The organism is Pseudomonas sp. SBT1-2, from assembly GCF_028640875.1.
Classification (GTDB): domain Bacteria; phylum Pseudomonadota; class Gammaproteobacteria; order Pseudomonadales; family Pseudomonadaceae; genus Aquipseudomonas; species Aquipseudomonas chlororaphis_I.
On record NZ_JAQZAA010000115.1, the window covers coordinates 26,186 to 38,639 of the forward strand.

Genomic DNA, 12,454 nt, shown 5'->3' on the forward strand with positions numbered 1-12,454 from the left:
GGTGCACTGTGATTAATGCAGGTGATCGGGGGCTTCGGCCTTCCTTCGCTTTCCCCGGCGGCTCGGACCGCTTTAACGCAGACTTCTAGGGTTTTTCATGACGCGCTACATATTCGTCACGGGCGGTGTTGTTTCTTCATTGGGGAAAGGCATTGCCTCGGCTTCATTGGCGGCCATCCTGGAGGCGCGGGGACTTAAGGTCACCATGCTCAAGCTGGACCCGTACATCAACGTCGACCCGGGCACCATGAGCCCGTTCCAGCACGGTGAAGTGTTCGTCACCCACGACGGCGCCGAGACCGACCTGGACCTGGGCCACTACGAGCGGTTCATCCGCACGACTATGACCCAGAACAACAACTTCACCACCGGTCGTGTCTACGAGCACGTGCTGCGCAAAGAGCGCCGTGGTGATTACCTGGGCGCCACCATCCAGGTGATTCCGCACATCACCGACGAGATCAAGCGTCGCATCATCAAGGGCGCCGGCGATGCCGACGTGGCCCTGGTGGAGATCGGCGGCACCGTGGGTGACATCGAGTCGCAACCGTTCCTCGAGGCCATCCGCCAGCTGCGCGTCGAAGTCGGTTCCAAGCGCGCGATGCTGATGCACTTGACCCTGGTTCCGTACATCGCCACCGCTGGCGAGACCAAGACCAAGCCGACCCAGCACTCGGTGAAAGAGCTGCGCTCCATCGGCCTGCAGCCTGACGTGCTGATCTGCCGCTCCGACCACCCGGTGGACGTGTCCTCGCGTCGCAAGATCGCGTTGTTCACCAACGTTGAAGAGCGCGCGGTGATCTCCCTGGAAGACGTCGACACCATCTACAAGATCCCGGCCGTGCTGCACGCCCAGGGTCTGGACGATTTCGTCGTCGAGCGTTTCGGCCTGCAATGCAACGGTGCCGATCTGTCCGAGTGGGAAAAAGTGGTCGACGCCAAGCTCAACCCCGAGCACGAAGTCACCATCGCCATGGTCGGCAAGTACATGGAGCTGCTGGACGCCTACAAGTCGCTGATCGAAGCGATGAGTCACGCCGGTATTACCAACCGTACCAAGGTCAACCTGCGTTACATCGACTCCGAAGACATCGAGAACCAGGGCACCGCGCTGCTCGAAGGTGTCGATGCGATCCTGGTTCCAGGCGGTTTCGGCCTGCGTGGCGTGGAAGGCAAGATCACCGCCGTCCAGTACGCTCGCGAAAACAAGGTGCCTTACCTGGGTATCTGCCTGGGCATGCAAGTGGCCGTGATTGAGTTCGCTCGTAACGTCATGGGCTGGAAGGACGCCAACTCCACCGAGTTCGATCGCGCCAGCGGTCACCCGGTCGTCGGCCTGATCACCGAGTGGGCTGATGCCACCGGTGCCGTCGAAACCCGTACCGAAGCTTCCGACCTGGGCGGCACCATGCGTCTCGGCGCTCAGGAATGCCTGCTCGAAGCCGGCTCCAAGGTGCACGATTGCTACGCCAAGGATGTGATCGTCGAGCGTCACCGTCACCGTTACGAAGTGAACAACAACCTGCTGCCACAGCTGATCGACGCCGGCCTGAAGATTTCCGGTCGTTCCGGCGATGGCGCGCTGGTTGAAGTGGTCGAGGCACAGGACCATCCATGGTTCGTCGCCTGCCAGTTCCACCCTGAGTTCACCTCGACCCCACGTGACGGCCATCCGCTGTTCAGTGGCTTCGTCAAGGCCGCTTTGGCTCAACACCAGAAGAAGGCGTAACCCCGATGGCACAGAAGATCATCCGCGTCGGCGACATCGAGATTGCCAACGACAAGCCCATGGTGCTGTTCGGCGGCATGAACGTGCTGGAAAGCCGTGACATGGCCATGCAGGTCTGCGAAGAGTACGTGAAGGTCACCGAAAAGCTCGGTATCCCTTACGTGTTCAAGGCCAGTTTCGACAAGGCCAACCGGTCTTCTGTGACCTCTTATCGTGGTCCTGGCCTGGAAGAGGGCATGCGCATCTTCCAGGACATCAAGCAAGCCTTCGGCGTGCCGATCATCACCGACGTCCATGAGCCCTACCAGGCCGCGGTCGTCGCCGAGGTCTGCGACATCATTCAGCTGCCGGCCTTCCTGTCGCGCCAGACCGACCTGGTGGTCGCGATGGCCAAGACCGGTGCGGTGATCAACATCAAGAAAGCCCAGTTCCTCGCGCCCCAGGAAATGAAACACATCCTGAGCAAATGCGAAGAAGCGGGTAACGATCAGTTGATCCTCTGCGAGCGTGGTTCGAGCTTCGGTTACAACAACCTGGTGGTGGACATGCTCGGCTTCGGCATCATGAAGCAGTTCGAATACCCGGTGTTCTTCGACGTGACCCACGCGCTGCAAATGCCCGGCGGTCGTGCCGACTCGGCCGGCGGTCGTCGTGCCCAGGTCACCGACCTGGCCAAGGCCGGCATGAGCCAGTCCCTGGCCGGCCTGTTCCTGGAAGCCCACCCGGATCCGGACAACGCCAAATGCGACGGTCCATGCGCCCTGCGCCTGGACAAGCTCGAACCTTTCCTGGCCCAGCTCAAGTCCCTGGACGAACTGGTTAAGAGTTTTCCGACGGTAGAGACCGCGTAAAACCGATTTCTCCGGTAAAGTACCGCACGATTAAATGCTCAGGCCCGCGGGCCTGAGCCTTATCGTCCGCAAGTCTGCCCCCTGTTCCCTGCTTGCCGACGGTAAAGAGATTCCCTTCAGCTGCGTCGTTTTCGTCAACTTTGGAGTGTTTACAACAATGGCAAAAATCGTCGACATCAAAGGTCGTGAAGTTCTCGACTCCCGTGGCAACCCCACCGTCGAAGCGGACGTGCTTCTCGATAACGGCATCATCGGCAGCGCCTGCGCGCCGTCCGGTGCTTCCACCGGCTCGCGTGAAGCGCTGGAGCTGCGTGATGGCGACAAGAGCCGTTACCTGGGCAAGGGCGTACTGAAGGCCGTAGCCAACATCAATGGTCCGATCCGTGACCTGCTGCTGGGTAAAGACCCAAGCGACCAGAAGGCCCTCGATCAGGCGATGATCAAGCTGGACGGTACTGAAAACAAGGCAACCCTGGGCGCCAACGCGATCCTCGCCGTGTCCCTGGCCGCGGCCAAGGCAGCAGCACAGGACCAGGACCTGCCGCTGTACGCGCACATCGCCAACCTGAACGGTACTCCGGGCGTCTACTCGATGCCGGTGCCGATGATGAACATCATCAACGGTGGCGAGCACGCCGATAACAACGTCGACATCCAGGAATTCATGGTGCAGCCGGTTGGCGCCAAGTCCTTCTCCGAAGGCCTGCGCATGGGCACCGAGATTTTCCATCACCTCAAAGCCGTGCTGAAGGCCCGTGGCCTGAGCACCGCCGTAGGTGACGAAGGTGGTTTCGCACCGAACCTGGCTTCCAACGAAGACGCCCTGAAAGTGATCTCCGAAGCGGTGGCCAACGCCGGTTACAAGCTGGGCACCGACGTGACCCTGGCTCTGGACTGCGCAGCCAGCGAGTTCTTCGAAGACGGCAAGTACAACCTGTCCGGCGAAGGCCAGGTGTTCACCGCTGAAGGTTTCGCCGACTACCTCAAGGGCCTGACCGAGCGTTACCCGATCATCTCCATCGAAGACGGTCTGGACGAGTCCGACTGGGCTGGCTGGAAGATCCTCACCGACAAGATCGGCGAGAAGACCCAGCTGGTGGGCGACGACCTGTTCGTGACCAACACCAAGATCCTGAAAGAAGGCATCGACAAGAAGATCGCCAACTCGATCCTGATCAAGTTCAACCAGATCGGTACCCTGACCGAAACCCTGGAAGCCATCCAGATGGCCAAGGCTGCCGGTTACACCGCAGTGATTTCGCACCGTTCCGGCGAAACCGAAGATTCGACCATTGCCGACCTGGCCGTGGGCACCTCGGCTGGCCAGATCAAGACCGGTTCGCTGTGCCGTTCCGACCGCGTGTCCAAGTACAACCAATTGCTGCGTATCGAAGAGCAATTGAATGGCAAGGCCAAGTACAACGGCCGCAGCGAGTTTCGCGGTTAAGCGGTAGATGGTACAAAGACACCGGATTGGGTCAGAAAAATCGCATCAGCGAGGTTTTTGCCACTAATCTGATGCCTTAAGAGCACAAGCCTGGTTCTTCCAGGCTTCGTGCTGTCAGTAGGTTCGAAGTTGTTGGCATGGCTGTCTTTTTTCACTGGATACCCGATATTCGATGCGCAGTCCCAATTGGTTGTTCCTCGTCTTGCTCTTGCTGCTGGCTGGCCTGCAGTACCGCCTCTGGGTGGGGAATGGCAGCTTGGCGCAGGTAACCGACCTGACTCAGCAAATTGCCGATCAGCGCGCTGAAAACGAGCGCCTGCTGGAGCGCAATCGTGTACTCGACGCGGAAGTCATGGAATTGAAGAAAGGCATGGAGACCGTGGAAGAGCGGGCTCGTCATGAACTGGGCATGGTCAAGGAGGGCGAAACCCTCTACCAGTTGGCCCAATGATTCAGTCTCTACCGGCCTTCTGGGCCGTGATTCCTGCCGCGGGCGTCGGTGCCCGCATGGCCGCGGACCGTCCCAAGCAATACTTGCAACTGGGCGGGCGCACTATTCTCGAACACAGCCTCGGCTGTTTCCTCGACCATCCTTCCCTGAAGGGGCTGGTGGTCAGCCTGGCGCTTGACGATCCTTACTGGCCGACCCTGGCCTGTGCCCACGACCCGCGGATCCAGCGGGTCGAAGGTGGCGCGGAGCGTTCCGGATCGGTCCTCAATGCCTTGCTCCATCTGCACGCCCAGGGCGCTGCGGATGATGACTGGGTGCTGGTCCACGATGCCGCACGGCCGAACCTGTCCCGGGATGACCTGGACAAGTTGCTGGGCGAGCTGGCGGATGACCCCGTGGGCGGCCTGCTCGCGGTGCCGGCCCGTGACACCCTGAAACGGATCGACAAGCACGGCCGAGTGCTGGAAACCGTGGATCGCAGCCTGATCTGGCAAGCCTATACGCCGCAGATGTTCCGTCTTGGCGCCTTGCATCGCGCCTTGGCCGACAGCCTGGTGGCGGATGTGGCGATTACCGATGAGGCGTCGGCAATGGAGTGGGCCGGCCAGGCACCGCGCCTGATCGAAGGGCGTTCGGACAACCTCAAGGTGACCCGCCCGGAAGATCTGGAGTGGCTACGCCAGCGTTGGGCCAATCGCCGCTGATCTTAGGTTTCGCTGGTCCCTGTAGCCGCTGCCGCAGGCTGCGATCGGCTACGCAGTAGCCGTTTACCGGGCAACACGGTCGATCGGTTTGACTATGCGTGGTGATGACCTGCGAAAAGCGCACCTCGTTCCGGGCCGATCGCAGCCTGCCGCAGCGTCTACGGATCAATCCTTGTACTCCGGCCGCTTGGCCAACCCCTCCTTGAGATAGTCCACCAGCTTGCGCACCTTGGGCGACAGATGCCGTTGTTGCGGATACAGCGCCCACACCGCGGTATTCGGTGGCTGATGCGCCTCGAGCAGGGAAATCAGGGTGCCTTGATGCAGATGCTCCAGCACGTAATAGTCCGGTAGCTGGCAGAGGCCAACCCCCTGCAGCGCCGCATCCAGCACAGCCTGCCCGCTGTTACAGCGCCAGTTGCCTTGCACCCGCTGGGAGAACTCGCGGCCGTCCTGCTCCAGCTGCCAGATATCCGAGCTGCCGATCAGGCAGTTGTGTCGACTCAACTCCGACAAGCTGTGGGGGCGACCATAACGCTCCAGGTAGGACGGCGAGGCGCAAAGGTACATGCGACGCGGCGCCAGGCGGGTCGCCACCAGTCGTGAATCCTGCAGGCGACCAAGACGGATCGCCAGGTCCAGGCCTTCATGCACCAGGTCCAAAGGGCGGTTGCTCAGTTCGATATCCACCCGCAGTTGCGGATAAAGCCCCATGAAACTGGTGACCAGCGGCACGATAAACCGTTCGCCATAGGCCACTGCGCAGGTCATGCGCAGCATGCCCTTGGGTTCGCTGGTCAGGTCGCCGACGGCGCGCAACGCCTCTTCGCGTCCATCCTGCAGGCGCTGGCAATGCTGCAAGAAAGTCTGCCCGGCTTCGGTCAGGGTCACCCGGCGGGTACTGCGATACAGCAGGCGGGTCTGCAGCCGTTCTTCCAGGCGGACGATCTGCCGGCTGATATGGGAAGACGACACCCCGAGGCGTTCCGCGGCGGCAGTGAACTGGCTGCACTCGGCCACGGCAACGAACTCATCGATGCCTTCCCAGCGGTTCTCATTCATGACGATTATCCCTGTACAGCAATAATGTTTTGCTTTTGTCCGGATTATTCATCGCCAGGCGCTGTTTTACACTCCCTGTCTCGTTTTTATTCGCTGGAGACCCAGGATGATCAAGTCGCGCGCTGCCGTTGCCTTCGAGGCCAAGAAACCCCTTGAGATCGTTGAAGTCGATGTCGCCATGCCCAAGGCCGGCGAGGTGTTGTTGCGGGTCGTTGCTTCCGGCGTTTGCCATACAGACGCCTACACCCTTTCCGGGGCCGACCCGGAAGGCATCTTCCCGTCGATCCTCGGTCACGAAGGTGGTGCCGTGGTCGAGGCCATCGGCGAGGGCGTGACCTCGGTGGCCGTGGGCGATCATGTGATCCCGCTGTACACCCCGGAATGCGGCAAGTGCAAATTCTGCCTGTCGGGCAAGACCAACCTGTGCCAGGCGATCCGCGCCACCCAGGGCAAGGGCCTGATGCCGGACGGCACCACTCGTTTCTCCTATAAAGGCCAGCCGATTTTCCACTACATGGGCACCTCGACCTTTTCCGAGTACACCGTGTTGCCGGAAATCTCGGTAGCCAAGATCCCTAAAGAAGCGCCTCTGGAAAAAGTCTGCCTGCTGGGTTGCGGCGTCACCACCGGGATCGGCGCGGTGATCAACACCGCTAAGGTCAAGGCCGGCGACACCGTGGCGATCTTCGGCCTGGGCGGTATCGGCCTGTCGGCGGTGATTGGCGCGGTGAAAGCCAAGGCTGGCCGGATCATCGCCATCGACATCAACCCGGCCAAGTTCGAAATCGCCAAACAGCTGGGCGCCACTGATTGCGTGAACCCGAAAGACTTCGACCGGCCGATCCAGGAGGTCATCGTCGACATGACCGACGGCGGCGTGGACTTCTCCTTCGAGTGCATCGGCAACGTGCAGCTGATGCGTGCTGCGCTGGAGTGCTGCCACAAGGGTTGGGGCGAGTCGGTGATCATTGGCGTGGCCGGTGCCGGCCAGGAAATCTCCACCCGTCCGTTCCAGCTGGTGACCGGCCGTGTCTGGCGCGGTTCGGCGTTCGGCGGCGTGCGTGGCCGTTCCGAGTTGCCAAGCTATGTGGAAATGGCCCAGAGCGGCGAAATCCCCCTGGACACCTTCATCACCCACACCATGGGGCTGGAGGACATCAACAAAGCCTTTGACCTGATGCATGAAGGCAAGAGCATCCGTACCGTCATTCATTTCTAAGGAGCAGTGGCAAGCGGCAAGCAGAAGCTGCGAGAGCGATCACCGCCAACTTGCAGCCTGAAGCTTGAAGCCTGCGGCTGAAATGCCCATGAGTCTGGAAAACCTGTCCTGCCAGAAAAGCTTCGGCGGCTGGCACAAACGCTACAAGCATCATTCCGAGGTGCTGGGCTGCGACATGGTGTTTGCCGTGTACCTGCCGCCACAGGCGGAGCAGGGTGGCAAGCTGCCGGTGCTGTACTGGTTGTCCGGCCTGACCTGCACCGACGAGAACTTCATGCAAAAGGCCGGCGCCCAGCGCCTGGCCGCCGAACTGGGGTTGATCATCGTCGCGCCGGATACCAGCCCGCGTGGCCCTGGCGTGCCGGGTGATCCGGATGGCGCCTGGGACTTCGGCCTGGGGGCCGGGTTCTACCTGAATGCCACCCAGCAGCCCTGGGCCGAGCATTACCGCATGCATGACTATGTGGTGCAGGAGCTGCCGGCATTGGTCGAGGCGCATTTCCCGGCCTCGGACAAGCGTGGCATCAGCGGGCACTCCATGGGCGGCCACGGGGCTCTGGTCTGCGCGTTGCGCAATCCGGGACGTTACCAGTCGGTGTCGGCCTTCGCGCCGATCAGCAACCCGATGGATTGCCCGTGGGGGCAGAAAGCCTTTTCCAGTTACCTGGGCGAAGAGCGCTCCCGCTGGCGCGAATGGGATGCCAGCGTGCTGATCCAGGAGGCCAGCGAAAAGCTGCCGTTGCTGGTGGACCAGGGCGATCGTGACGATTTCCTGGCCAATCAGCTCAAGCCCGAAGTGCTGCAACAGGCGGCGAAAGCCGCGGGTCATCCGCTGACGTTGCGCTTGCAACCCGGCTACGACCACAGCTATTTCTTTATCGCCAGCTTCATTGGCGACCACCTGCAGCATCATGCGCGCGCTCTGAGCGGCTAATGTCCGCCAAAGCAGGTAGAATCACGCCCTGACTCAATCAGGGCGTTTTTTTATGCGTATTGGCCACGGCTACGATGTGCACCGTTTCGCTGAAGGCGATTTCATCACTCTGGGCGGCGTGCGGATTGCACACAGCTTCGGGCTGCTCGCCCACTCCGACGGCGACGTGCTGCTGCACGCTCTGAGCGATGCCTTGCTGGGTGCGGCCGCGCTGGGCGACATCGGCAAACATTTTCCGGACACCGATCCGCAGTTCAAGGGCGCCGACAGCCGTGCGCTGTTGCGTCATGTCGTCGCACTGATCCATGCCAAGGGCTGGAAGGTCGGCAACGTCGATAACACCATCGTGGCCCAGGCGCCGAAGATGGCCCCCCATATTGAAACGATGCGCGCGCTGATCGCCGCGGATCTGCAAGTCGAGCTGGATCAAGTGAACGTCAAGGCCACCACCACCGAAAAGCTCGGCTTCGTCGGGCGCGAAGAAGGCATCGCCGTACATTCCGTTGCCTTGTTGCTGCGCGCATGAACGAACTGCAACTGTTGGGCCCGCGGGCCTATGGCGAAGCCCTGGGCAGCGCGGTACTGAAGGCCACCGCCGAAGACTTCCAGGTCGACGAAGTCCTGGACATCCCTCTGACCGGCGAGGGCGAACACCTGTGGTTGTGGGTGGAAAAGCGCGGCCTGAACACCGAAGAAGCGGCGCGGCGGATTGCCAAGGCCGCGGGCGTGCCGTTGCGCACCGTCAGCTATGCCGGCTTGAAGGATCGCCAGGCGCTGACCCGGCAGTGGTTCAGCATCCAACTGCCTGGCAAGGCCGACCCCGATCTGTCGGCGGCTGAAAACGACACGCTGAAGATCCTCAAGCTGACCCGCCACAAGCGCAAGCTGCAACGCGGCGCCCATGCGGCCAACGGCTTTACCCTGCGTCTGACCGAATTGAAGGCAGACAAGGCGGGAATCGAAGAGCGCCTGCAATCGATCGCCAAACACGGCATCCCCAATTATTTCGGCGCCCAGCGTTTTGGCCATAACGGCGGCAACCTGGTCGATGCCCGCGATTGGGCCGCCCGCAAGGCCTTGCCGGAACAGCGCAACGTGCGTTCGCGGCTGCTTTCCACCGCGCGCAGTTACCTGTTCAATCGGGTGCTGGCGGCGCGAGTGGCCGATGGCAGCTGGCAGCGGGCCCAGGTCGGCGACCTGCTGGCCTTCACCGACAGCCGCAGTTTTTTCCCGGCCGGCGAAGCCGAATGCAGCGATCCGCGCCTGGCCATCCTCGACTTGCACCCGACCGGCCCGCAGTGGGGTGAGGGCGAATCGCCTGCTGCGGGAGCGACCCATCTGCTGGAACAGCAGGTGGCTGGCGACGAAGCGGATCTGCGCGATTGGTTGATTAAAGCCGGAATGAGCCACGAACGTCGCATCCTGCGGCTGCCCATTGGCGGGTTGACGTGGCATTATCCCGAGCCTGACATTCTGCAACTGGAATTCGTCCTGCCGGCCGGATGCTTCGCCACCGTATTGGTGCGTGAACTCGTCGATCTGGTGCCGGTGGGGCAGACGGACAGCCCATGCGTATTCTGATTTCTAACGACGATGGTGTAACAGCACCCGGTCTCGCCGCGCTTCATGCTGCGCTGGCGGATTACGCCGAGTGTGTGGTGATCGCCCCGGACCAGGACAAAAGTGGTGCCAGCAGCTCGCTGACGCTCGACCGGCCGTTGCACCCGCACACCTTGAGTAACGGTTTCATCAGTATCAATGGCACCCCCACCGATTGCGTGCACCTGGGCCTCAACGGGCTGCTGGAGCGCGATCCGGACATGGTCGTATCCGGAATCAACCTCGGGGCGAACCTGGGTGACGACGTGCTGTATTCCGGTACTGTCGCCGCGGCCCTGGAAGGGCGTTTTCTGGGGCTTCCGGCATTTGCCTTTTCGTTTGTCTCGCGTCAGGTGGATAATCTGCCGACGGCTGCCTATTTCGCCCGCAAACTGGTCGAGGCCCATGGGCAGCTGGATCTTCCACCACGTACCGTGCTGAATGTGAACATTCCCAATCTACCCCTCGATCATATTCGCGGCATTCAGCTGACTCGTCTGGGCCATCGCGCCCGGGCGGCGGCGCCGATGAAGACGGTCGACCCGCGCGGCAAGGCCGGTTACTGGATCGCCGCGGCGGGGGACGCCGAGGACGGTGGCCCGGGTACGGACTTCCACGCGATCATGCAGGGTTATGTCTCGGTCACGCCGTTGCAGCTCGATCGCACCTTCAACGATGCTTTCAGAAGTCTTGATGGCTGGCTGGAGGGGCTGCGCTGATGGCTCGCGAACAGGACGATTTGTTGCGTCGCGGTATCGGGATGACTTCCCAGCGTACCCGCGAACGCCTGATCCAGCGTCTTTACGATGAAGGCCTGTCCAACGCCCAGGTGCTGGAAGTCATTCGGCGTACGCCGCGGCATCTGTTCGTCGACGAGGCCCTGGCGCATCGCGCCTATGAAGACACGGCCTTGCCGATCGGGCACAACCAGACGATCTCGCAGCCTTATATGGTGGCGCGCATGAGCGAGTTGCTGCTGGCGGCCGGCCCATTGGACAAGGTGCTGGAGATCGGCACTGGCTCGGGCTACCAGACAGCGGTGTTGTCGCAACTGGTGGAGCGGGTGTTCTCGGTCGAGCGCATCAAGGTGTTGCAGGATCGGGCCAAGGAACGTCTGGTCGAGCTGAACCTGCGCAACGTGGTATTCCGCTGGGGCGACGGCTGGGAAGGCTGGCCGGCGCTGGCGCCGTACAACGGGATCATCGTGACGGCGGTCGCCACCGACATCCCTCAGGCCCTGCTGGACCAGTTGGCGCCGGGTGGCCGGATGGTGATTCCGGTCGGGGCCGGCGAAGTGCAGCAACTGATGCTGGTCATTCGTGAAGAGCAGGGGTTTTCGCGGCAGGTTCTCGGCGCGGTTCGCTTCGTTCCCTTGCTCAACGGGCCGTTGGCCTGAGCATTTGTTTGGAGCGGGTGAATTCTGTTTGATCGGCTTGGTCTTACAGCTTGATCAATCGGTTAAGCAACCTTGAACCCTGATCGATATGCCGGTACCTGCCGATTTCGCTTTACCGGGAGTAAAGCGCGGGTGGCCGGTTATACTTGCGACATTTCATGCCTGAGCCAGGCATCATTTATCTTCAACCACCACAAAGGGAGCGGCGGGTGAGTCTCACAGTCATTGCGCAGCGTATGGGTACAACAAGCTTTCAGCGACTGGTGATTGGCCTTGTCTTGAGTTCTCTGTTGGTCGGGTGTTCGAGCAATAAATCGAGCAGCGCCCGGGTCGTCGATCGCACCAGTGCGGTACCGCAGCGCCCGACGGTGACCACGGGGCAATACACGGTTCGTCGCGGCGACACCCTGTTCTCGATCGCCTTCCGTTATGGCTGGGATTACAAGGCCCTGGCCGCGCGCAACAATATTGCCGAGCCGTACACCATTCACCCGGGGCAGACCATCCGCTTCGACGGCCGCTCGGGTTCGGCACCGACAGCGGTGGTTACAAAGTCGGCTTCCAGTGCATCTTCTTCAAGTAAAACCACAGTAATTCGTCGTCCGGCAGGTGCCGCGCCAACGATTGCGAGCCAGCCCGCGCCGGCTCCATTACCGCCTGCAGGCCCCGCGCCAAAGGGCTGGGGCTGGCCTGCGAACGGTATTCTGATTGGAAAATTCTCTTCAAACGGTAGTTTGAATAAAGGCATTGATATCGCCGGGGATTTGGGACAGCCTGTTTTAGCTGCGTCTGATGGGACGGTGGTTTACGCCGGGAGTGGCTTAAGGGGCTACGGCGAACTGGTCATCATCAAACACAGCGATACCTACGTCAGTGCTTACGGCCACAGCCGTAGGCTGTTGGTTCGGGAGGGGCAGCAGGTCAAAGTCGGACAGACAATTGCCGAAATGGGATCAACTGGTACAGACCGGGTGAAACTGCACTTTGAGATTCGCCGACAAGGTAAACCTGTAGATCCGCTGCAATTCCTGCCACGTCGTTGATCCGTTACCAAGCCTGTTC

The 12,454-nt window shown here is 61.3% G+C and carries 13 protein-coding genes; 12 read left to right on the plus strand and 1 reads right to left on the minus strand.

The genetic code is table 11. The annotated features are described in order from the left end of the window. Positions 1–97: 97 nt before the first annotated feature. The 5 genes from PVZ78_RS28740 (at position 98) to ispD (ending at position 5,182) form a co-directional block, all read left to right on the plus strand. Positions 98–1,729: a CTP synthase gene (locus PVZ78_RS28740; protein WP_007924045.1), complete on the plus strand. Its 1,632-nt coding sequence runs from the start codon at positions 98–100 to the stop codon at positions 1,727–1,729. Positions 1,730–1,734: 5 nt separating this feature from the next. Next, complete coding sequence (gene kdsA, locus PVZ78_RS28745) at positions 1,735–2,580, plus strand: 3-deoxy-8-phosphooctulonate synthase (protein ID WP_273829633.1); 846 nt, start codon at positions 1,735–1,737, stop codon at positions 2,578–2,580. 157 nt (positions 2,581–2,737) lie between these two features. After that, on the plus strand, positions 2,738–4,027 hold the full coding sequence (gene eno / locus PVZ78_RS28750) for a phosphopyruvate hydratase (protein ID WP_009047225.1): 1,290 nt from the start codon (positions 2,738–2,740) through the stop codon (positions 4,025–4,027). Between the two features lie 172 nt (positions 4,028–4,199). Then, positions 4,200–4,478 carry a cell division protein FtsB gene (gene ftsB, locus PVZ78_RS28755; protein ID WP_007924039.1) on the plus strand — a complete coding sequence of 93 codons (279 nt, stop codon included), beginning with the start codon at positions 4,200–4,202 and terminating at the stop codon, positions 4,476–4,478. Next, complete coding sequence (gene ispD / locus PVZ78_RS28760) at positions 4,475–5,182, plus strand: 2-C-methyl-D-erythritol 4-phosphate cytidylyltransferase (protein WP_016705315.1); 708 nt, start codon at positions 4,475–4,477, stop codon at positions 5,180–5,182. Before ftsB ends, ispD begins: the two co-directional genes overlap by 4 nt. 165 nt (positions 5,183–5,347) lie before the next feature. Here the strand turns inward: ispD and PVZ78_RS28765 are convergent, their stop codons facing one another. Next, positions 5,348–6,244, minus strand: a complete 897-nt coding sequence (locus PVZ78_RS28765; RefSeq protein WP_009047227.1) for a LysR substrate-binding domain-containing protein — start codon at positions 6,242–6,244, stop codon at positions 5,348–5,350. Between the two features lie 106 nt (positions 6,245–6,350). Between PVZ78_RS28765 and PVZ78_RS28770 the strand changes: the two genes are divergently transcribed. The 7 genes from PVZ78_RS28770 to PVZ78_RS28800 all read left to right on the plus strand — a co-directional run bounded on the left by PVZ78_RS28770 (position 6,351) and on the right by PVZ78_RS28800 (position 12,435). Continuing rightward, positions 6,351–7,463 (plus strand): S-(hydroxymethyl)glutathione dehydrogenase/class III alcohol dehydrogenase, encoded by a 1,113-nt coding sequence (locus PVZ78_RS28770; RefSeq protein WP_007924035.1) that lies wholly within the window; start codon positions 6,351–6,353, stop codon positions 7,461–7,463. Between the two features lie 82 nt (positions 7,464–7,545). Beyond that, on the plus strand, positions 7,546–8,397 hold the full coding sequence (fghA, locus tag PVZ78_RS28775; RefSeq protein WP_273829634.1) for an S-formylglutathione hydrolase: 852 nt from the start codon (positions 7,546–7,548) through the stop codon (positions 8,395–8,397). 52 nt (positions 8,398–8,449) lie between these two features. Continuing rightward, complete coding sequence (ispF, locus tag PVZ78_RS28780; protein ID WP_007924033.1) at positions 8,450–8,923, plus strand: 2-C-methyl-D-erythritol 2,4-cyclodiphosphate synthase; 474 nt, start codon at positions 8,450–8,452, stop codon at positions 8,921–8,923. Further along, positions 8,920–9,978: a tRNA pseudouridine(13) synthase TruD gene (gene truD, locus PVZ78_RS28785; protein ID WP_081362552.1), complete on the plus strand. Its 1,059-nt coding sequence runs from the start codon at positions 8,920–8,922 to the stop codon at positions 9,976–9,978. Before ispF ends, truD begins: the two co-directional genes overlap by 4 nt. Further along, positions 9,966–10,715 (plus strand): 5'/3'-nucleotidase SurE, encoded by a 750-nt coding sequence (surE, locus tag PVZ78_RS28790; RefSeq protein WP_009047229.1) that lies wholly within the window; start codon positions 9,966–9,968, stop codon positions 10,713–10,715. Before truD ends, surE begins: the two co-directional genes overlap by 13 nt. Positions 10,716–10,756: 41 nt before the next feature. Then, positions 10,757–11,392, plus strand: a complete 636-nt coding sequence (locus PVZ78_RS28795) for a protein-L-isoaspartate(D-aspartate) O-methyltransferase (RefSeq protein ID WP_172833404.1) — start codon at positions 10,757–10,759, stop codon at positions 11,390–11,392. A gap of 209 nt (positions 11,393–11,601) precedes the next feature. Beyond that, on the plus strand, positions 11,602–12,435 hold the full coding sequence (locus PVZ78_RS28800) for a peptidoglycan DD-metalloendopeptidase family protein (protein WP_007924027.1): 834 nt from the start codon (positions 11,602–11,604) through the stop codon (positions 12,433–12,435). Positions 12,436–12,454: the final 19 nt, after the last annotated feature.

Coding starts and splice junctions, on each gene's coding strand:
- PVZ78_RS28765 (WP_009047227.1), bottom strand. CDS start 6,244: ATGAATGAGAACCGCTGGGAAGGCATCGATGAGTTCGTTGCCGTGGCC.
- fghA (WP_273829634.1), top strand. CDS start 7,546: ATGCCCATGAGTCTGGAAAACCTGTCCTGCCAGAAAAGCTTCGGCGGC.
- ispF (WP_007924033.1), top strand. CDS start 8,450: ATGCGTATTGGCCACGGCTACGATGTGCACCGTTTCGCTGAAGGCGAT.
- ispD (WP_016705315.1), top strand. CDS start 4,475: ATGATTCAGTCTCTACCGGCCTTCTGGGCCGTGATTCCTGCCGCGGGC.
- surE (WP_009047229.1), top strand. CDS start 9,966: ATGCGTATTCTGATTTCTAACGACGATGGTGTAACAGCACCCGGTCTC.
- ftsB (WP_007924039.1), top strand. CDS start 4,200: ATGCGCAGTCCCAATTGGTTGTTCCTCGTCTTGCTCTTGCTGCTGGCT.
- eno (WP_009047225.1), top strand. CDS start 2,738: ATGGCAAAAATCGTCGACATCAAAGGTCGTGAAGTTCTCGACTCCCGT.
- PVZ78_RS28795 (WP_172833404.1), top strand. CDS start 10,757: ATGACTTCCCAGCGTACCCGCGAACGCCTGATCCAGCGTCTTTACGAT.
- PVZ78_RS28770 (WP_007924035.1), top strand. CDS start 6,351: ATGATCAAGTCGCGCGCTGCCGTTGCCTTCGAGGCCAAGAAACCCCTT.
- PVZ78_RS28740 (WP_007924045.1), top strand. CDS start 98: ATGACGCGCTACATATTCGTCACGGGCGGTGTTGTTTCTTCATTGGGG.
- kdsA (WP_273829633.1), top strand. CDS start 1,735: ATGGCACAGAAGATCATCCGCGTCGGCGACATCGAGATTGCCAACGAC.
- truD (WP_081362552.1), top strand. CDS start 8,920: ATGAACGAACTGCAACTGTTGGGCCCGCGGGCCTATGGCGAAGCCCTG.